Origin of the sequence: Streptomyces sp. NBC_01390 (assembly GCF_045040105.1) — a bacterium.
Lineage (GTDB): Bacteria > Actinomycetota > Actinomycetes > Streptomycetales > Streptomycetaceae > Streptomyces.
Window position 1 is genome coordinate 4,413,412 of record NZ_CP109551.1, and the last position, 20,359, is coordinate 4,433,770.

Annotated in this window: 17 protein-coding genes; 16 read left to right on the forward strand and 1 reads right to left on the reverse strand. The window is 71.2% G+C overall.

Going from position 1 to position 20,359, the window contains the following annotated elements; translation table 11 throughout:
* Positions 1-33 precede the first annotated feature (33 nt).
* From OG241_RS19635 to OG241_RS19650, 4 genes are all read left to right on the forward strand, one after another.
* Entirely contained in the window at positions 34-264 is a 231-nt protein-coding gene (locus OG241_RS19635) for a hypothetical protein (RefSeq protein ID WP_405816841.1), read from the forward strand.
* A gap of 250 nt (positions 265-514) precedes the next feature.
* Positions 515-1,048, forward strand: coding sequence for a PadR family transcriptional regulator (locus OG241_RS19640; RefSeq protein WP_405816842.1), 534 nt, complete (start codon positions 515-517; stop codon positions 1,046-1,048).
* Positions 1,045-1,761 (forward strand): ABC transporter ATP-binding protein, encoded by a 717-nt coding sequence (locus OG241_RS19645; RefSeq protein WP_405816843.1) that lies wholly within the window; start codon positions 1,045-1,047, stop codon positions 1,759-1,761. The genes OG241_RS19640 and OG241_RS19645 overlap by 4 nt, the downstream gene beginning before the upstream one ends.
* Positions 1,758-3,125, forward strand: a complete 1,368-nt coding sequence (locus OG241_RS19650; protein ID WP_405816844.1) for an ABC transporter permease — start codon at positions 1,758-1,760, stop codon at positions 3,123-3,125. Before OG241_RS19645 ends, OG241_RS19650 begins: the two co-directional genes overlap by 4 nt.
* 107 nt (positions 3,126-3,232) lie before the next feature.
* Here the strand turns inward: OG241_RS19650 and OG241_RS19655 are convergent, their stop codons facing one another.
* Complete coding sequence (locus tag OG241_RS19655) at positions 3,233-3,769, reverse strand: HNH endonuclease (RefSeq protein ID WP_405816845.1); 537 nt, start codon at positions 3,767-3,769, stop codon at positions 3,233-3,235.
* 335 nt (positions 3,770-4,104) lie between these two features.
* On the opposite strand from OG241_RS19655, the gene OG241_RS19660 reads away from it, so the two are divergent.
* From OG241_RS19660 to OG241_RS19715, 12 genes are all read left to right on the forward strand, one after another.
* Positions 4,105-5,211 carry a mechanosensitive ion channel family protein gene (locus OG241_RS19660; RefSeq protein WP_405816846.1) on the forward strand — a complete coding sequence of 369 codons (1,107 nt, stop codon included), beginning with the start codon at positions 4,105-4,107 and terminating at the stop codon, positions 5,209-5,211.
* A gap of 199 nt (positions 5,212-5,410) precedes the next feature.
* Entirely contained in the window at positions 5,411-6,631 is a 1,221-nt protein-coding gene (locus OG241_RS19665) for an ROK family protein (protein ID WP_405816847.1), read from the forward strand.
* A gap of 93 nt (positions 6,632-6,724) precedes the next feature.
* A complete protein-coding gene (locus tag OG241_RS19670) occupies positions 6,725-8,068 on the forward strand; it encodes an ABC transporter substrate-binding protein (RefSeq protein WP_405816848.1) in 1,344 nt (447 codons plus the stop codon).
* 2 nt (positions 8,069-8,070) lie between these two features.
* Positions 8,071-9,015 (forward strand): carbohydrate ABC transporter permease, encoded by a 945-nt coding sequence (locus tag OG241_RS19675; protein WP_405816849.1) that lies wholly within the window; start codon positions 8,071-8,073, stop codon positions 9,013-9,015.
* 13 nt (positions 9,016-9,028) lie between these two features.
* The gene (locus OG241_RS19680; protein ID WP_405826313.1) at positions 9,029-9,922 is read left to right on the forward strand and encodes a carbohydrate ABC transporter permease; all 894 of its coding nucleotides are present in this window, start codon (positions 9,029-9,031) and stop codon (positions 9,920-9,922) included.
* Positions 9,923-9,929: 7 nt separating this feature from the next.
* On the forward strand, positions 9,930-11,195 hold the full coding sequence (locus tag OG241_RS19685; RefSeq protein WP_405816850.1) for a 6-phospho-beta-glucosidase: 1,266 nt from the start codon (positions 9,930-9,932) through the stop codon (positions 11,193-11,195).
* Positions 11,186-12,157 carry an N-acetylglucosamine kinase gene (locus tag OG241_RS19690; protein ID WP_405816851.1) on the forward strand — a complete coding sequence of 324 codons (972 nt, stop codon included), beginning with the start codon at positions 11,186-11,188 and terminating at the stop codon, positions 12,155-12,157. Before OG241_RS19685 ends, OG241_RS19690 begins: the two co-directional genes overlap by 10 nt.
* 217 nt (positions 12,158-12,374) lie before the next feature.
* A complete protein-coding gene (locus OG241_RS19695; protein WP_405816852.1) occupies positions 12,375-13,865 on the forward strand; it encodes a hypothetical protein in 1,491 nt (496 codons plus the stop codon).
* Between the two features lie 76 nt (positions 13,866-13,941).
* Positions 13,942-15,021 (forward strand): glutamate ABC transporter substrate-binding protein, encoded by a 1,080-nt coding sequence (locus OG241_RS19700; protein ID WP_405826315.1) that lies wholly within the window; start codon positions 13,942-13,944, stop codon positions 15,019-15,021.
* A 74-nt stretch (positions 15,022-15,095) separates the two neighbouring features.
* Positions 15,096-16,421 (forward strand): hypothetical protein, encoded by a 1,326-nt coding sequence (locus tag OG241_RS19705; RefSeq protein ID WP_405816853.1) that lies wholly within the window; start codon positions 15,096-15,098, stop codon positions 16,419-16,421.
* A complete protein-coding gene (locus tag OG241_RS19710) occupies positions 16,421-18,955 on the forward strand; it encodes a tetratricopeptide repeat protein (protein ID WP_405816854.1) in 2,535 nt (844 codons plus the stop codon). Before OG241_RS19705 ends, OG241_RS19710 begins: the two co-directional genes overlap by 1 nt.
* Complete coding sequence (locus OG241_RS19715; RefSeq protein WP_405816855.1) at positions 18,956-20,347, forward strand: PP2C family serine/threonine-protein phosphatase; 1,392 nt, start codon at positions 18,956-18,958, stop codon at positions 20,345-20,347.
* The last annotated feature ends 12 nt before the right edge of the window (positions 20,348-20,359 follow it).

Sequence of the window (20,359 nt, forward strand, 5' to 3'; positions counted from 1 at the left end):
CGACAGAGACCTGCACCGGCCGGAACTCGTACGGTGGCTGATCCCGACGGGGCCGCGGGGACAGCCACCTTCCTACTGGATGCACTGACCTCATCGGCCGCCACGAGCTGGGCGATGACCGGCATCCGATTCCCGCCGGCGGGCGCCGGCAGCATCGTCGCGCGGCGGTGGCGCACCGAGCTGGTGCTGCTGCCGGCGCACAAGCTGCCGCGCCCGAGCCCCCGCGCCGCCCGTTTACATCTCCTGCCATGCCTGGACCGCTGAGAGGACCTTCCACGCCGCGTGCGGCCCCGGAAACCTCGCCGAGGCCCTCACCCTGTTCCGAACCTGGGCGTCCACGATCGCTCCCTGAAAACGTCGCGGAACCCGGGAGACACCAACCCGGTGAACCCATGCGGTCGGAGCAGTGGAGAGGCGGGGCCTGCTGCACGAGCCGTCCAACTGCTTGCGCCGATCTCGTCCCACCCCGCTCCACTATTCACTCAGTACATGTACCCAGTGCATAATGCTCGGCATGAGCACCCGCCACATCCTTCTGGGGCTGCTCGCCGGGGGGCCCAGTCATGGCTACGACCTCAAGCGACGGCACGACGAACGCTTCCCGCAGGCCCGCCCGCTGGCCTATGGCCAGGTCTACACGACCCTGCAGCGCCTGGTGCGCGACGGACTCGCGGAGGTCGACGGCACCGACGCGGACGGCGGACCGGAGCGGACCAAGTACCGGGCGACCGATGCCGGCGAGCGTGAACTCGCCGACTGGGTACGGCAGATCAGCGCACCCGCGCCGCACGTCACCAACGAGATCTTCGCCAAGGTCGTCGTCGCGATCCTCACCGGCGGGGACCCGGCCGGGTATCTGCTGGACCAGCGTGCCGCGCACATGGCGCGGATGCGGGAGCTGACGGCGGTCAAGACCTCGCCGGCCTCGGACCTCTCGACCGTGCTCTCGGCGGACTACGCCCTCAACCACCTCGACGCCGACCTCCGTTGGATGACCACGACGATGGCCCGGCTCACCACACTGACCACGGAGGTCGAAACGGCATGACCACCACCAACGGGGACACATCCAGCGGGGACACCGCGCCACCGTTGCTCTCGGCCCACCGCCTGTCCAAGGCGCACGGCCGGACGCCCGCGCTGCGCGGTGCGTCGGTCGCGCTGCGGGCCGGTGAGATCCTGGCCGTCACGGGTGCGAGCGGCAGCGGGAAGTCGACGCTGCTGCACTGTCTGGCGGGGATCGTCCGGCCGGACGCGGGCATCGTCGAGTACGCCGGGGAGCGGCTCGACACGCTGCCCGAGCGGCGGCTGAGCGAGCTGCGGCGCACGGAGTTCGGGGTCGTCTTCCAGTTCGGCCAGCTGATTCCCGAGCTGACCGTCCTGGACAACGTGGCACTGCCCCTGCTGCTCGCCGGGACCACGCGCGCGGCGGCGCACGAGCGGGCGGGCGAGTGGCTGGAGCGGTTCGGGGTGCTCGGGCAGCAGCTGCTGCGACCGGGCGAGCTGAGCGGCGGCCAGGCGCAGCGCGTCTCACTGGCCCGCGCCCTGGTCACCGGCCCGAAGGTGGTCTTCGCCGACGAGCCGACCGGCGCGCTGGACTCCCTCGCGGGCGAGCAGGTGATGGTGGCCCTGACACACACGGCCCGCGAGTCCGGCACGGCGGTCCTGCTGATCACGCACGACGCCCAGGTGGCGGCGTACGCGGACCGCGAACTGCGGTTGAGCGACGGCGCCGTGACCTCGGCGGAGGTGACGGCGTGACCGCCGGCAAGGTCGTCCTGCGGGCCGATCTGCGGCTCGCCTGGCTGCTCACCCGGGGTTCCGACCGGCGGGAGTGGTGGCGGGTCGGGCTCACGGTGGTCGGCGCGGCGCTCGCCACCGGGTTCGCGCTGGCCGCCGTGGCCGTCGCCTCGATACGCGGGCAGTACCACGTGTCGTTCGGCTCCGGACTCCTGAACCACCAGGGGGAACGCTCCGGCATCGTCCTCGCCCTCGTGCTGCTGCTCGTGCCCGTGCTCGGGTTCCTCGGGCAGTGCGCGCGGGTCGGGGCGGTCCACCGGGACCGGCGGCTGGCCGCGCTGCGGCTGGCGGGGGCCGGCCCGGCGCAGGTGCGGCGGATCGCGGCGCTGGAGACGGGGATCGCCTGTCTGCTCGGGGCGGTACTCGCCACTGCGGTCTCCGTGCTGCTCCTGCTGGGCGCGTGGCACCAGCCGCCGGTTCTCGTCTGGTTCGGGACGGCGCTGGTCGCGGTGGCCGTGCCGGTGCTGGGCGCGCTGGTGAGCGTCATGGCACTGCGGCGCGTCGTCGCCTCGCCGCTGGGCCGGGTCCGGCGGGTGCCGCCGCGCGAGGGCCGTGGCCCGCGGATGCCCGTCCCGGCGGCGGCTCTGGGGCTGCTGTTGGTGGGGCTGCTGGTGGCCCCGGACACGTTCGGCGGGTACGAGACCGCCCCCGTGCTGGTGTTCTCCGTGGTGATCGTCACCGGGGTGGGTGCCCTGTGGCTGACCGGCGCCACCGCCCGGATCACGGGGCGGTTCCTCGCGGCCCGTACCTCCGATCCGGCGACGCTGATCGCGGCGGAACGGCTGCGCGACGACCCGTGGGCCGCCGCCCGCACCCATGCGGCGGTGCTGCTGGTGACCACCGTGGGCACCGGGTTCGTCGGCGTCCGGGAGGTGCTCCTCACGTCGCTCCGCGACCGCGGGGAGGACATGCTGGCCGCGCCCCTGTCCTTCTACACCACCGGCGTCGACCTGACCGGTGCCGCCGTGCTGGTCGCCCTGGTGATCACGCTCTGCGGGCTCGGTGTGGGCACCGCCGAGTCGGTGGCGGCCCGCCGCCGGGGGCTGGCCGCGCAGGCCGCCGCCGGGGTGCCGCGCGCGGTGCTCGGCCGGGCCCTGCTCCTGGAGACGGCCCTGCCGCTCGCGCCGGCGATGCTGCTGGCGGGCGCCGGGGGGCTGCTGATCGGCGTTCTGTTCGGGGGCATCGCCCAGGACGGCAGCCGCACGGTGCCGTACACGACGCTGCTGGTGCCACCGGCGGTGTACGTGTCCTGCCTGCTCGCCGCCGCCACCTCTTGGCCGTTGCTGCGCCGTTCGGTGCGCCCGGCGGAGCTCAGGTACGTCTGAGCGGCCGGGCATGAGTGATCCGGCCCTGGGGAACGGGGGTTCCCAGGGCCGGATCGCATCCGTGTTGCATTCACGTACGTGTATTCAGGTATGTGAAAGCCCGGACGTCAGGCTGAGATGCCGTCGATCCGGGCCATCGCGTCGTCCGCGCCGTACGGCTGCAGGTACGGCAGCCAGCGCGGGTCCCTGTGCCCGGTGCCGATGATGCGCCAGGCGAGACCGGTGGGCGGGGCGGGTTTGTGGCGCAGCCGCCAGCCGATCTCGATGAGATGGCGGTCTGCCTTGGTGTGGTTGCAGCGACGGCACGACGCCACCACGTTGTCCCAGCGGTGCTGACCGCCACGGGAACGCGGGATGACATGATCGACGCTGGTCGCGGCGGCGCCGCAGTACATGCACCGGCCGCCGTCGCGGGCGAACAGCGCCCTACGGGTCAGTGGAACGGGCCCCCGGTAGGGAACCCGGACGAACCTCTTCAGCCGGACCACGCTGGGTGCGGGGACAGTAACGGTCGCGCTGTGCAGGAAGGCGCCCGATTCCTCGAGGGAGACAGCCTTGTTCTCCAGGACGAGGACGAGCGCGCGTCGGAGCGGTACGACGCCGAGTGGCTCGTACGACGCGTTGAGTACCAGGACATGCGGCACGGATGCCTCCTTGGGCGTCGGCGGCGCGTGGCTCGCGCCGGGACGATCTGTAGTCAGTCTCCCCTCTCGCCCGGCGGCTGCGCCACCACGTCCCGGTAACGGGCTGGGAGTGTTTTCGACCACACCTTGCGTTCATGCCCCGGGACCACACCCTCTTCATCCCCAGGTGAGCACGGTCTCTCCCTCGAACATGGCGCCGATCCACACACGTTGCCCCGTTAGTGTGGTGGTTCTGCCCTTCCGGTGACCTTTCCGTGACCTGATGACGAGCTCACCGTCGAGCCGAACGCCGTAACCATCCGTACCGGGGGCAGGCCGCTTTGGAGGTACCCCCCGTGTCCTTGTCCGCCGTCCTACTCGCCGCCGGCCCGTCGCCGTCGCCGACTCCCTCGGAGTCACCGACCGCGTTGGTCCCGTCGCTCCAGGACGCCCAGGAGAGTGCGACGAACGCCGCCAGCTGGGTCGAGCAGAACTGGTCCACCTGGCTGGCCATCGGCCTCAAGGTTCTGCTGATCCTGGTGATCGCGATCGTGCTGAGAGCGGTGGTGCGGCGGGCCATCACCAAGCTGATAGACCGGATGAACCGCACGGTCCAGGGGGCCGACGGCCCGTCCGGCGGCACGGCCCTCGGCAGCCTGCTGGTCAATGTCGAGCGGCGGCGTCAGCGTTCCCAGGCGATCGGCTCGGTGCTGCGCTCGGTGGCAAGCTTCATCATCCTGGGCACCGCGGCCCTGATGGTGCTCTCCGCGTTCCAGATCAACCTGGCCCCGCTGCTCGCCTCCGCCGGTGTCGCGGGCGTGGCGATCGGTTTCGGCGCCCGCAACCTGGTGACGGACTTCCTCTCCGGCGTGTTCATGATCCTCGAGGACCAGTACGGCGTCGGGGACACGATCGACGCGGGGGTCGCGTCGGGCGAGGTGATCGAGGTGGGCCTGCGGGTGACGAAGCTGCGCGGCGACCAGGGTGAGATCTGGTACGTCCGAAACGGCGAGGTCAAGCGCATCGGCAACCTCTCCCAGGGCTGGGCCACGGCCGGCGTGGACGTGACCGTGAGCGCGGACGTGGACCTGGAGCGGCTGAAGGCGACGCTCGACGAGGTCGGCGAGAAGATGAGCCGGGAAGAGCCCTGGAACGAGCTGCTGTGGGGTCCGATCGAGAGCCTGGGCCTGGACAGCGTGCTGCTGGACTCGATGGTCGTCCGCCTGACGGCGAAGACGATGCCGGGCAAGTCCCTGACGGTGGAGCGCGAACTGCGCTGGCGCGCCAAGCGGGCCCTGGACGCGGCGGGCATCCGCGTCGTCGGCGGCACCACGGTCATCCCGGAGGAGGACCCGGACGCGGGCCCGACAGCGGCGGTCGCGGCCCCCTCGGCGTACTCGAACGCCGACTCCCCCCAGGTGGAGGCGGCGTCCCCGATCGCACCGGCACGGCCGGTCCGGTAGGCCGTACGAGCCACCCGGCGGCCTGTACGAGAGAGGCGGCGTTCCCGAATCGGGGGCGCCGTCTCTCTCGTTGCCCCGTCATTGCCCCTTGACGTCCCCCTTGGTCCGGTTCTATCTTCTCGCCATCCGATAGGAAACCTTCCTAACAGTCATCCGCGTTGTGAAAAGCTAAGGCACGGAAAGGCAGGTGCAGAGACTCATGGCAGGAACCGCAGGAACCGCAGGCACGCCCGGCACTCCCCGCGTCCTGCGCGCCATGAACGACCGGGCGGCCCTGGACCTCCTTCTGGAGCACGGCCCCCTGTCCCGCACCCGGATCGGCAAACTCACCGGCCTCTCCAAGCCGACCGCCTCACAGCTGCTCGCCCGTCTGGAAGCGGCCGGACTCGTGCTGGCGACCGGCACCACCGAGGGCCGGCCCGGCCCGAACGCCCAGCTGTACGAGGTCAACGCGACCGCCGCGTACGCCGCCGGGCTCGACGTCACCCCCGAACGCGTCCTGGCCGCGGTCGCCGACATCACCGGTCGGACCGTGGGCGAGTACGAACTGCCCACCCCCGGCAAGCGCCCCGCCCGGCCCGTCGTCCAGCAGGTCACCGACGCCCTGGACGGTGCCGTCAAGGCGGCGGGGCTGGCCCGCGCCGATCTCCGGCGGCTCGTCATCGGGACGCCGGGCGCCTTCGACCCGGGCACCGGCCGGCTGCGCTACGCCTCCCACCTCCCGGGCTGGCACTCCCCGGCCCTCCTCGACGAACTCGCCGCCGCGCTCCCGATGCCGGTGGAGTACGAGAACGACGTGAACCTCGCCGCCATCGCCGAGCAGCGCCTCGGCGCCGCCAGAGGGCACGACGACTTCGTGCTCCTGTGGAACGAGGGCGGACTCGGTGCCGCGCTCGTCCTCGGCGGCCGACTGCACCGCGGCTGGACCGGCGGCGCCGGCGAGGTCGGCTTCCTGCCCGTGCCGGGCACACCCCTCGTCCGGCAGGTCAGCAGGGCCGGCAGCGGCGGCTACCAGGAGCTGGCCGGTTCACAGGTCATCCCCCGGCTCGCCCGCGAGCTGGGCATCAGCCCCGTCCCCGAGGGCCCGTACGCCGAGGTCGCCGCCGCCCTCGTCGCCCAGGCCGCCGACATCAACGCCGGCCCCCACCGGCGGCTCCTCGAAACGTACGCGACCGGCCTGGCCACCGGTCTGGCCTCGCTCGTCTCCGTCCTCGACCCCGAACTCGTCGTCCTCAGCGGCGCCTCCCTGACTGCGGGCGGCGAACCCCTGCGCGGTCTGGTCCAGGCCGAGCTGGAGGAACTGGCCGCGGCCCGGCCCCGGCTGCTCGTGGGCGACGTACGCGAACACCCCGTGCTGCGGGGCGCGTTGGAGAGCGCCCTCGCGACCACCCGCGACGAGGTCTTCGACACCTCCCGCTGAGCACCCGCACTCCCTGATTCACCCGCACATTTCGCCCTCATTCACCCTCGCAAGTCCCCTGCCCCGCCACGCCCTTCCCTGGGAGACCTCGCCATGCCCGGAATGTCAAGAAAAGTCGTCGCCGCACTCGCCGTTTCCGCCTCGACGGCCCTCCTCGCCACGGCCTGTACCGGCCAGCCGGAATCGGCGGCCGGCACCCAAGACGACGCCTCGAAGGACACCACCATCACCTTCTGGCACGCCTGGAGCGCGCCGAACGAGGTGGCGGGAGTGAAGGCGCTGGTCGCCGGCTTCGAGAAGGCCCACCCGAACATCCACGTCAACGTCGTCGGCAACATGACCGACGACAAGATGAACCAGGCGCTGCGCGCGGGCGGCAGCAAGGCCCCCGACGTGATCTCGTCGTTCACCACCAACGGCGTCGGCAAGTTCTGCTCGTCGGGCGCGCTGGTCGACCTGAACCCGTTCTTCAAGAAGGCGGGCATCGACCCGGCGGCGACCTTCCCGAAGGCGATGAGCCAGTACACCCAGTACGACGGCAACCGCTGCGCCGTCCCGCTGCTCGGCGACGCGTACGGCCTCTACTACAACAAGACCGCCTTCAAGACGGCCGGGATCACCACTCCGCCAAAGACCTGGTCCGAGTTCGAGGCCGACGCCAAGAAGCTGACGATCCCCCAGGGCGACACGTACAAGCAGCTCGGTTTCATGCCGGACTACCACGGCTGGGAGACGACCACCGAGCACTACATGGGCCAGTTCGGGCCGACGTACTTCGACGCGTCCGGCAAGTCGACGATCGCCACCGACCCGGCCGTCGCCGGTGCCTTCGCCGTGCAGAAGAAGCTCGTCGACGACCTCGGCGGCTTCAGGAAGCTGGAGAAGTTCCGCTCCGGGCTCGGTGACGAGTGGGGCCCCAAGCACCCCTTCCAGACCGGCCAGGTGGCCATGCAGATGGACGGCGAGTGGCGTCTGGGGATGGCGCTGGACGCGAAGCCCGACTTCGAGATCGGCGTCGCCCCGCTGCCCGTGCCCGACGACCAGGCCGACCAGTACGGCAAGGGCTACATCACCGGCACCATCGCCGGTATCGCCGCCACCAGCAAGAAGCAGAACGCGGCCTGGGAGCTGGTCAAGTACATCACCACGGACACGGACGCGGTGGTCGGCTTCTCCAACGCGATCCACAACGTGCCCTCGACGCTCGCGGCGCTGAAGTCCCCGAAGCTGAAGTACGACCCGCGCTTCAAGACCTTCCTCGACATCGCCGCGAACCCCAACTCGACCACCTCGCCCGCCTCGATCAACGGCGGCGTCTACCTCACCACCATCCAGCAGCTCGGCTACGACTACGAGAGCGGCAAGGTCACCGACCTGAAGGCGGGCCTGAAGAAGGCGGCGGCGCAGATCGACACGGACATCGCGCAGGCGAAGTGACCATGGCCGCCATCTACACCCTGCGGGCGAAGCACAGGCGTTCGAGGCTGCGCACCCTCGCCTTCCTCTCGCCCTGGCTGATCGGTTTCACGGTCTTCTTCGCGTACCCGATGATCTCGACGGTCTACTTCTCGTTCATGCACTACGACGGCTTCAAGCCGCCGACCTGGAGCGGGACGAAGAACTGGAAGTACGTCTTCGAGTCCTATCCCTTCTTCTGGCCCGCCCTGCGCAACACCCTGTGGCTGGTCGTGATCATGGTGACCCTCCGTGTCCTGTTCGGACTCGGGATCGGCATGCTCATCACGAAGATCAAGACGGGTACGGGGATCTTCCGCACCCTCTTCTACCTGCCCTACCTCGCCCCGCCGGTGGCCGCGACCATGGCGTTCGCGTTCCTCCTCAACCCCGGTACGGGACCGGTCAACTCGATCCTGGAGAAGATCGGCATCCCGGCGCCGGGCTGGTTCAACGACCCCACCTGGTCCAAGCCGGCGCTCACCATGCTGGCCCTGTGGGGCATCGGCGACCTGATGGTGATCTTCATGGCCGCGCTGCTCGACGTACCGAGGGAGCAGTACGAGGCGGCCGAGCTGGACGGCGCGACGCCCTGGCAGCGGTTCCGGTACGTGACGCTGCCGAACATCTCGCCGATCATCATGTTCGCCGTCGTGACCGGCGTCATCGGGGCGATGCAGTACTACACGCAGCCACTGGTGGCCGGGAAGGTCGCCTCGGGCGTGATCCAGGGCGCGGGCACCAACTTCGAGCCCGGCTATCCCGAGCACTCCACGCTCACCCTCCCCCAACTCGTCTACAACCTCGGCTTCCAGCGCTTCGACTACGGCTCCGCGTGCGTTGTCGCCCTGGTGCTGTTCGCCATGTCGATGGCGTTCACCGCGCTGCTGATGCGGCGCCGGGGCGGTCTCATCCAGGCAGGTGACTGACATGGCCCAGGACATGGCTCAAGTACTGGAACGGCCGGTGGAGTTGAAGGCCCCCGCCTCCCCCGCCGAGCGCACGGCCCGCCGCAGGGCACTCCTGGAGTGGATCGCGGTCCACTCCCTCGGTGTCGCGGCGGCCCTCTTCTTCACCCTGCCCTTCGTGTTCGTGTTCCTGACGTCGCTGATGAGCGACTCGCAGGCGCTCAGCCGGGACCTGATCCCGCACACCTGGGAGTGGTCCAACTACCGCAAGGTCTTCGACACCCCCGGCTTCCTCACCTGGTGGAAGAACACCCTGATCTACGCCGGACTGGGCACCGTCCTGACCGTCGTGTCGTCGGTCCCCGTGGCGTACGCGCTCGCCAAGTTCCGCTTCCGGGGCCGGAATCTGACGCTCATGCTGGTGATCTCGATGATGATGCTGCCTCCCCAGGTGGTCGTCATCCCGATGTACCTGTTCTGGGCGAAGCAGCTGGACCTGTCCGGCACACTGTGGCCGATGATCATCCCGCTGGCGTTCGGCGACGCGTTCTCGATCTTCCTGCTGCGCCAGTTCCTGATGACCATCCCGAACGAGTACGTGGACGCGGCGAAGGTGGACGGCTGCGGGGATCTGCGGACCCTGCTGAAGGTCATCCTGCCGATGGCGAAGCCCGGGATCGCCGCCATCGCCCTCTTCCAGTTCTTCAACGCCTGGAACGACTACTTCGGCCCCCAGATCTACGCATCCGAGAACCCGGGCGCCTGGACGCTGAGTTACGGCCTGGAGTCCTTCAAGGGCGCCCACCACACCGACTGGAACCTCACCATGGCGGCCACCATGCTCGTCCTGGCCCCCGTGCTCATCGTGTTCTTCTTCGCCCAGAAGGCGTTCGTCGAAGGCGTCACTCTCACCGGCGTAAAGGGTTGATCCGCATATGAAACTCACCGTGGTCGGCGGCGGTTCGACCTACACCCCCGAACTCATCGACGGTTTCGCCCGGTTGCGGGACACCCTGCCCATAGAGGAGCTGGTGCTCGTCGACCCGGCCGCCGAACGGCTGGAGCTGGTCGGCGGGCTCGCCCGGCGGATCTTCGCCAAGCAGGGTCACAACGGAAAGATCGTCACCACCGACGACCTCGACGCGGGTGTCGAGGGCGCCGACGCCGTCCTGCTGCAACTGCGCGTCGGCGGCCAGGCGGCCAGGCAGCAGGACGAGACCTGGCCGCTGGAGTGCGGCTGCGTGGGCCAGGAGACGACCGGCGCGGGCGGCCTCGCCAAGGCGCTGCGCACGGTGCCGGTCGTCCTGGACATCGCCGAGCGCGTCCGGCGGACCAACCCGAACGCCTGGATCATCGACTTCACCAACCCGGTGGGCATCGTCACCCGCGCCCTCCTGGAGGCCGGCCACAAGGCGGTCGGCCTGTGCAACGTGGCGATCGGCTTCCAGCGGAAGTTCGCCGCGCTGCTGGGAGTGACCCCGGCCGACATCCACCTGGACCACGTGGGCCTCAACCACCTCACCTGGGAGACAGGCGTCCGGCTTGGCGGCCCCGAGGGCGAGGACGTCCTCCCCCGGCTGCTCGGCGAGTACGGCGACCGGATCTCCGACGACCTCCGTCTTCCGCGTACGGTCCTCGACCGTCTGGAGACGGTCCCGTCCTACTACCTGCGCTACTACTACGCCCACGACAGCGTCGTACGCGAACTACGCACCAAGCCCTCCCGGGCGGCCGAGGTCGCGGCGATGGAGGCGGAACTGCTGCGCATGTACGGCGATCCGGCCCTGGACGAGAAACCGGAGCTGCTCGCCAAGCGCGGGGGCGCCTTCTACTCGGAGGCGGCGGTGGATCTCGCCGCGTCGCTGCTGGGCGGGGGCGGCAGTCCCTACCAGGTGGTGAACACGTACAACAGGGGAACGCTGCCCTTCCTGCCGGACGACGCGGTCATCGAGACCCAGGCCGCGGTGGGCCGGACGGGGGCCACTCCCCTGGCCGTCCCGGCTGTCGACCCCCTGTACGCGGGGCTGATCGCCAACGTCACCGCCTACGAGGAACTGGCCCTGGAGGCCGCGCTGCACGGCGGGCGGAACCGAGTGTTCCGGGCGCTGCTCGCGCATCCGCTGGTCGGCCAGTACGAGTACGCCGACACCCTGACCGACACCCTGATCGCGCACAACCGGGAGCATCTCGCGTGGGCATGACCGCACACGTCCTCGCCGTCGACGCCGGCAACAGCAAGACCGACGTGGCGGTGGTCGCGGCCGACGGGGAGGTGCTGGCCACCGCGCGGGGCGGGGGGTTCCGGCCGCCGACCGACGGACTGGACGTCGCGGTCTCCGGGCTGGCCGCCGCCGTCGCCGAGGCCTTCACCGCCGCCGGGGTCACCGCCGTCGACCGGGTCTCGGCGTGTCTGGCGAACGCCGACTTCCCCGTGGAGGAGCGGCAGTTCGCCGCCGCGCTGCACGCGCGCGCGTGGGGCGCGAGTGTCGACGTACGCAACGACACCTTCGCGATCCTGCGGGCCGGGATCACCGAGCCGCGCGGGGTCGCCGTCGTCTGCGGCGCCGGCATCAACTGCGTGGGGATGACCCCGGACGGCCGCACCGCCCGCTTCCCCGCGCTGGGGCGGGTCTCCGGCGACTGGGGCGGGGGCTGGGGTCTGGCGGAGGAGGCCATGTGGCACGCGGCACGGGCGGAGGACGGTCGGGGCGGTCCGACGGCCCTGATGTCCGCCCTGCCCGCCCACTTCGGGCTCACCTCCATGTACGCGCTCATCGAGGCCCTGCATCTGGGGGGCGTCGACAACGCGCGGCGCCACGAGCTGACGCCGGTGCTGTTCGCCACGGCGGCGGACGGTGACCCGGTGGCGTGCGCGCTGGTGGACCGGCTGGCCGACGAGGTGGTGGCCATGGCCACGGTCGCGCTCGGCCGCCTCGGTCTCCTCGAAGAGGAGACCCCGGTGCTGCTCGGCGGGGGTGTACTGGCGGCCCGGCACGCCCGGTTGACGGACCGCATCACCGAGCTGCTCGCCGCCCGGGCGCCCAAGGCGGTGGCCCAGGTGGTGACGGCACGGCCCGTACTGGGGGCGGCGCTGCTGGGCCTCGATCACACGGACGCCCCGGCGGAGGCGCACGCGCGCGTACGACGCTTCTACGAGGTCTGACCAGCTTCGTACGGGAACCGAACAGATTCCTCCGGCGTATTCATGGGCAGAGGGGTGGTGCGGGGGGCGCGGGTATGTCCGAATGCAGGGCAGCGCGACCCGGCACCACACCACCGCACTGCGACACAACGCTGCCGCTTTGCGATCCGATCAAGATCCAGTCAAGGTCGGTGCGGATTGTCAGTGCCGGGGGCGATACTGGCGGTGACGGATGACCATGGGGGAGGTCACAGTGACAGCTACGAGCAGTGCGGCACCACCGACGCCCGACTCGCCGGGGGGACCCGGCACGTCAGGCGTGTCCGGGACGCCCGCGGCCTCGGCCCTGCCCGGCATCCCCTCGCAGGGAGGCAGGGGTTCCGCTCCCGGCGTCCCCCAGCCTCCGCGCCGCACGGCCTTCGCCGAGGGCGTCGACCAGTTGCGGGCCGCCGCGACCACCGAGCCCGGGCGGCTGCGGATCATCGGCGCCCTCCTCGCCGCGCTCGTCGTCGCGTTCGGTGCCGTCACCGCCTGGCAAATGACCGACCGGTCGTCCGCCGCGGACGACGTGCTGCACAACAGCCAGCCCCTCAGTTCCGCGGCGGCGGACATCTACAGCTCCCTCGCGGACGCCAACACCGCCGCCTCCAGCGGTTTCCTGGCCGGTGGTGACGAGACGGCGACCTCCCGCAAGCGCTACCAGGAGGACATCAGCAACGCCGCCGCCAAGCTCTCCGCCGCCGCGACCAACTCCGAGCCGGACTCCGAGGCCGCGACGACGATCGCCAACCTCAACAAGCTCCTGTCGGAGTACACGGGGTACATCGAGCGGGCCCGCGCCAACAACCGGCTGGGCTTCCCGGTCGGCGGCTCGTACCTGCGGCTGGCGAACGAGACGATGCAGGACCAGATGCTCCCGCAGGCGGAGAAGCTCTACGCCAAGGAGAACCAGCGGCTCGGCTCCGACTACGCGGACGCGACCTCGTACCCATGGGCGGCGATCGGTCTCGGCGTCGTCGTGCTCGGCGCCCTCGTGTGGACCCAGCGGCGCAACTACCGGCGTACGAACCGGGTACTGAACCACGGTCTGGTCGCGGCGACGGCCACCGCGACGATCGTCCTGCTGTGGCTGGTCGCCGGGCAGAGCCTCGCCCGCTCCGGGCTCAACGACTCCTACGACCACGGCATCCGCTCACTGAACGTGCTGCACGACGCCCGGATCGCCTCCCTCAAGGCGCGCGGCAACGAGAACCTGACGCTGGTGGCGCGCGGCGCGGAGACGGTCGAACTCTCCGACGGCAAGGTCGTCGACGCGTACGACCACGACTTCGAGGGCGACATGAGCGCGCTCGGCAAGGGTCTGGCCCAGGCCGAGCGGCTCGCCGACGACCAGGCGGGCAAGACGCCGGTCACGTCGGCAGTCGGCGGTATGAAGGAGTGGAAGACCCGCCACAACGAGGCGCAGGAGGAGTACGAGTCGGGTGACTTCCAGCAGGCGCTCGCCCGTGTCATAGGGGACAAGAAGGACAAGCCGACCGGCGAGTGCTTCGACAGCGTGGACAAGGCGCTGAGGACCGCCATCGGCCATGAGCAGACGGAGTTCCAACAGGCGGCCGTGAACGGCCGGGACGCGATGGCCGGCCTCCCGGGGGGCGCCGCGGGCCTCGCCGTACTGGGCGCGGCGGGCGCGGTGCTCGGCATCGGGCGCAGGCTGTCGGAGTACCGCTGATGCGGTGCGAAGCGGTACAAGGGAGTTCGGCGGCAAGGGAGTTCGGGCGATGAGGGCGAAGAGAGGGGGCGTGACGATGAACGCTCGGTGGCTTGCGCGCGGTGCGCGCACCGGCCTCCAGGCCTTGCGGGCCGGTCTCCGGACTCTGCGGGCCGGACTGCGGGGCTGGGGCGGTGTGGGGGCGATGGCGGCCGTCTGCGCCCTCGCGGTGGCCTTCGCACTGCTGCTCCCGTTGACGCAGTCGCACGGCGACGGCAGTGCGGGCACGGGCGGCCAGGGGGTGGCCGAGGGCATTCAGGCGAGGGCCGCGGCGGACTGCGTGAACCCGCAGGACCGGAGCCCGGCACCGTCCTCGCTGGACGGGACGACGATCGAGAAGATCAAGGCCCGCAAGGACCGGCGGCTGATCGTCGGCGTCGACCAGAACAGCTACCGCTGGGGCTACCGCGATCCGAACGGCGGCCCGAAGGCGGAGCTGGAGGGCTTCGACATCGATCTGGTCCACCGGATCGCCAAGGACATCCTCGGCAACGAGGACGCCGTCCAGTTCAAGGCCATCCCGACCAACCAGCGCATCCCGGCCATCCAGGACGGCCGCGTCGACATGATCGTCCGCACGATGACGATCACCTGCAAGCGGCTGGACGACGTGTCGTTCTCCGCGCCGTACTTCCTCACCGGGCAGCAGGTCCTCGCACCCAAGATCTCCACGATCAAGGGGTACGACAAGACGCTCGACGGCAAGCGGATCTGCTCGGCGGAGGGCTCCACCGCGCTCGAGAAGCTGACGGACGACAAGGCGGCGAAGAAGGCCGCGGTCGCCACCGCCGACATCTCGACGACCGTCCCCAGCCAGCTCGACTGTCTCGTCCGTCTCCAACTCGGCGAGGTGGACGCGGTGGTGACCGACGGCGCGCTCGCCGCGAGCCAGGCGGCACAGGACCCGACGGTGGAGCTGAAGGGCGGCACGTTCACCACCGACTACTACGGCGTGGCGGTGAAGAAGGGTGCGAACGACCTGGCCGCACGGGTCAATCGCATACTGGAGCAGTACCGCCAGGACGGCGGCTGGCAGGCGTCGTACGACAAGTGGCTGTCCCCGACCCTGGGCAGCGGCTCGGAGTCGGCGAAGCCGCCGGTGCCCCGCTACAAGTGACGTTCACCGACCGACCGAAAAGCTGACCGAAGAGCCGACCGAACGAGCAAACACACGAGTAGTCGAGGTGATCGATGGGCGTCACGGGAGCCACCGGGCCGGTGATGGACCGGGACGAGGTGGACCGTGCGCTGGCGCGGCTCGGCGCGGAGCACGAGGCGATCGAGACCTCGCTCCTCGCCCTTCAGGACCACGCGGGCCGCAGACTCCTCGAAGGCGCCGAGCTCACCGGCACGACCAAGGAGCGCTGGACGGCCGCTGACGCGTCGATCACGCTGCTGTGGGCGTACTTCGACGCGTACTCGGACACGTTCCGCTCCGCCCGTGACATCCGTTCGCGTCGCCGCTGGTCCAGCCGCGAGGACCTGGTGGAGCTGACGGAGCTGCTGCGCGGCGAGTGCGTCACGGTCGCGGGCAGCGCCACGGCGACGGCCAACGCGCCCACCCTGCACGGCACCGGGAAGCTCAGCCAGCTGTACTCGCTGGCCGGCCTGGTGGAGCGGATGAACGAGCTGTACGCGACGTCGCTGGACATGGTCGTCACCTCCGACGCGGTCTGGTCGGCCCTGCCCGCGCGGATAGATTTACTGGCCGCGGAGCTGCAGCGCACCCGCCAGCTGGCGCACTCCGTGGGCGTACGCCCCGGCGAGCACCCGGCGGGCGACGACCTGGAGCGCATCACCCGCACCCTGACCGCCCTGCGCGAGCGGGTGATCTCCGACCCCCTGGCGTTCTGGCTGCCCGCGCAGGGCAGTTCGGCGCCCGGCGGCGGCCGTCCGGACACCACGGTGTACGACCGTGAGGCGCGCGCTCTGGAGGACGTACGCAGGGAGATCGACGCCGTGCTGACGGTCCGCCAGGACGCGGAGGCGCGGCTCGTGAAGCTGCGTGACGTGCTGTCCCGGGCGGACCGCACCCTCGCCGAGGCGCGCAGCGCGCGCGGTGAGGTGCTGGCGAAGATCGCCGCGTCGGAGGTGCCTGCCGTGAGCGGGCCGCCCACGGCGTTGCAGGAGCAGCTGTCGATGGCCTCCGAGTACCGCAGACATGCCCAGTGGCACCGGCTCTCGCCGCTCCTGGAGTCGCTGGAGGCCAAGGCGGAGGACGAACTGATGCGTGCCCGCGAGTCGTTGACGGCTGTCACCCAGCCGCTGGCGGTCCGCGCGGAGCTGCGCGGCCGGCTCGACGCGTACAAGGCGAAGGTCGCCCGGCACGGCCTCGCGGAGGATCCGCTGCTGATCGAGCGGTACGACGCCGCGCGCCGCATGCTGTGGAGCGCGCCCTGCGACCTGCGGGTCGCGGAGCAGGCCGTGCTGCGTTACCAGCAGGCCGCCGCCGAGTTCTTCGGCGGCCCGCGGGTGCCCGGCCAGGCCGGACCCAGTGACCGGAGGGGGGACTACTGATGACCGAGTCCGAACAGCAGAAGTGCCAGCGGCCCGACTGCGAGGGCAGTTACGAGGACATGGGCGGCGGTGAGCTGTACTGCGACACGTGCGGACTCGCGCCGGTCGTGTCCGGCGGCATGGTCGGTTCACCGTCCACCGGGGTCGCCGGGAGCGGCAGACGGGGCTCGGGGGGCGGGAGTTCGTCCTCGAACAGTTCGCGTGCCTCCGCCCGTACGTCCCGCACCTCCCGTTCCTCGCAGTCCCGCCGCTCGGTGTCCGGCCGGTTGTCGCGGTCCCTGTCGGGGAAGTCGACGGGCCGCTCGGTGTCGGTGCGCAGCTCGGGTTCGACCGCCGGGTCGACCGGGCGCGGCCGGCTCGGTGCGGGCCTGGTCGATGTGCCGGGGGTGCCGCGGCCCGATCCGCGGTCGATGGTGCTGGAGAACCCGGAGGTGCCCGAGCGCAAGCGGTTCTGCTCGCGCTCCGACTGCGGGGTGCCGGTGGGACGGGCGCGCGGCGAGGGGCGGCCGGGGCGTACGGAGGGCTTCTGCACGAAGTGCGGGCACCCGTATTCGTTCGCGCCCAAGCTGCACACCGGTGACATCGTGCGCGGCCAGTACGAGGTGGTGGGCTGTCTGGCGCACGGCGGCCTCGGCTGGGTCTACCTCGCCGTGGACCGCGCGGTGTCGGACCAGTGGGTGGTCCTGAAGGGGCTGCTGGACACCGGTGACCAGGACGCGATGGCGGCGGCGATCTCCGAGCGGCGCTTCCTCGCGGAGACCGTGCACGCCAACATCGTGCGGATCTACAACTTCGTCGAGCACCTGGACCAGCGCACGGGCTCGCTCGACGGCTACATCGTCATGGAGTACGTCGGCGGCAAGTCGCTGAAGGAGATCGCCAACGACCGCCGTACCCCGGACGGCAAGCGGGACCCACTGCCGGTGGAGCAGGCGTGCGCGTACGGCATCGAGGCGCTTGAGGCGCTCGGTTATCTGCACAGCCGCAACCTGCTGTACTGCGACTTCAAGGTCGACAACGCGATCCAGACCGAGGACCAGCTGAAGCTGATCGACATGGGCGCGGTCCGCAGAGTGGACGACGACGAGTCGGCCATCTACGGCACGGTCGGCTACCAGGCGCCGGAGGTCGCGGAGGTCGGCCCGTCGGTGGCGTCCGACCTGTACACGGTCGCGCGCACGCTCGCCGTCATGACGTTCGACTTCCAGGGCTACACGAACGTGTTCGTGGACTCCCTGCCCGACCCCGACCACATCGAGGTCTTCCGCCAGTACGAGTCGTTCTACCGGCTCCTGGTCCGCGCCACCGATCCCGACCCGGCCCGCCGGTTCGCGTCCGCGCAGGAGATGTCCGAGCAGCTGACGGGCGTACTGCGCGAGGTCGTGTCCCTCCAGACGGGCCGGGCCAGGCCCGCGCTGTCGACGCTGTTCGGGCCCGAGGTGAAGGTCACGGACGCGGAGTTGTTCGGCGCGCTGGACGGGGAGGTGTCGCGGCTGGGGGCCCGAGTGACAGCGCCCCGGAAGAAATCCTCGGCGCAGGCCCCTTCCGCCCCCGAAGGCGCCACCAGGGCGCTCGGCGGGACCCCGCGTCTCGTGAAGGCCATCGACGCCGCCGCCGCCGCGCTCGCGCTGCCCGTGCCCCGCGTCGACCCGACCGACCCCAACGCGGGCTTCCTGGCGGGGCTGTTGGCGTCGGCCGCCGGGGAGCTGATAGCCGCCCTCGCGGTGGCGCCGGCGCAGTCGACGGAGACCCGGCTGCGGGAGGTGCGGGCCCGGCTGGAGAACGGCGACTCGGCGACCGCCCTGGAGTCGCTGGTCCAGCTGGAGGAGGAGCGCCCCGACGACTGGCGGGTGGTCTGGTACCAGGGCGTGGCCGCGCTGGTGACGGGCGATCACGAGAGTGCCGCGCTGTCCTTCGACGCGATCTACGACGCCTTCCCGGGCGAGAGTCCGCCCAAGCTGGCCCTCGGGCTGTGCGCGGAGGTCCTGGGGCAGCTCGACAACGCCGCCGAGTACTACCGGCTGGTGTGGACGACCGACCCGAGCTATGTGAGCGCCGCGTTCGGGCTGGCCCGCGTCCAGTTGGCGGCGGGCGACCGCCGTAGTGCCGTGAAGACGCTGGAGTCGGTTCCGGAGTCCTCGATCCACTACACGGCGGCCCGCGTGGCCGCCGTGCGGGCGCGGTTGCGGCAGCGGACGGCCGTCGCCGCGGACGCACCGTTCCTGGACGATCTGATCGCGTCCGCCGGGCAGGTGGAAGCGCTCGCCGGATACGGCCTGGACGCGGTCCGGCGGGAGCAGCTGTCGGCGGAAGTCCTCGGCTGCGCGCTGGACTGGATACTCTCCCAGGACCAGGTTTCCGCCCCCCCGGCCGTCGGGGGGCGGGTGCTGCTCGGCAGCGACCTGGACGAGCGTGGTCTGCGTTTCGGGCTGGAGCGCTCGTACCGGACGCTTGCCCGGCTCGCGCAGGGCGGCGAGGAGAGGATCGACCTGGTGGAACGTGCCAACCGTTACCGCCCCCGGACGTGGGTGTAGTTGATGTCCCAGATGCCCGAGCCACCCCGGCCGACCGCCCTGACCCGGTGCCCGAGCTGTGAGGAGCCGATCGAATCCGACGACCGGTTCTGTGGCGCGTGCGGGTACGACCTGTCGGCCGTGCCCCCGCGCCCCGGTGACTTTCCGACGCTCACCCTGAGCGGCGCCCTCGCGTCCGCACCGCACCCGCCTCCGGAGGCCGCTTCCGTGGACTGGCCCCACGCTCCCGAGTCCAGCAGCTCCGGCACGCCGGCGCCGGTTCACCTGGCGGCCGACCTCCGGGGCATCGACTCGGGCGAGAACCCGCTCCCGCCGGTTCCGGGCCGGCCGCCGATGCCCGGGCCGCCGCCCACCGGGTCGCCGGTCTCGCCTGCCACGGGCGTCCGGTTTGACCGGGCCGCCGGCGGTGAGCCCGACGAGTACCCGCTCCAGGCGCCCGCCCCGCGCTCCGCGGAGGCCCCCACCCCGCCGGCCGGCACCAAGGTGTGCGTGGCCTGCCGGGCGGGGCGGGTCGACAACGACGGCTACTGCGAGAACTGCGGGCACGCCCAGCCGCGCGAGCGCGACCACATGGAGGACGAGGTCGGTCCCCTCGCCGCGGTCACCGACCGGGGTCTGCGCCACCATCGCAACGAGGACGCGTACGCGATCTCCCACACCACGCTGCCGAACCGCACACCCGCGCTGGTCGCGATCGTCTGCGACGGCGTCTCCTCGGCGACCCGCCCCGACGAGGCCTCGCTGGCCGCGTCCCGGGCGGCCGGCGACTCGCTGATGGCCGCCCTGCCCCAGGGCGCCCATCCGCAGCAGGCGATGCACGAGGCGATCCTCGCCGCCTCGCACGCCGTGAACGCGCTGGCGGACGAGCCCGCCGGGGCCCGCGAGCACGCCCCGCACCAGAACTCGCCGGCCTGCACCCTGGTGGGCTGCGTCGTCACCCCGTCCCTGCTGGTCGTCGGCTGGGTCGGCGACAGCCGCGCCTACTGGGTCCCGCTGGACCGCTCCACCGCCCCGGCCCGGCTCACCGAGGACGACTCGTGGGCCGCGCAGATGGTCGCGGCGGGCCTGATGAACGAGGCGGAGGCGTACGCCGACGAGCGTGCCCACGCCATCACGGGCTGGCTCGGCGCGGACGCGTACGAACTGGAGCCGCACACCGCTTCCTTCAAGCCGGACCGGCCCGGTGTGGTGGTGGTGTGCACGGACGGGCTGTGGAACTACGCGGAGGCCGCGGACGAGTTGGCCGAGGTTCTCCCGCCGGACGCCGCGTCGCGTCCGCTGCACGCCGCCCGGGTTCTGCTCGGCCACGCCCTGGACGGTGGGGGCCACGACAACGTAACAGTGGCCGTCGTGCCGTTCCCCGCCCCCTCGCAGGGGGCAGGATCGGCCTGAGGGCACTGACAC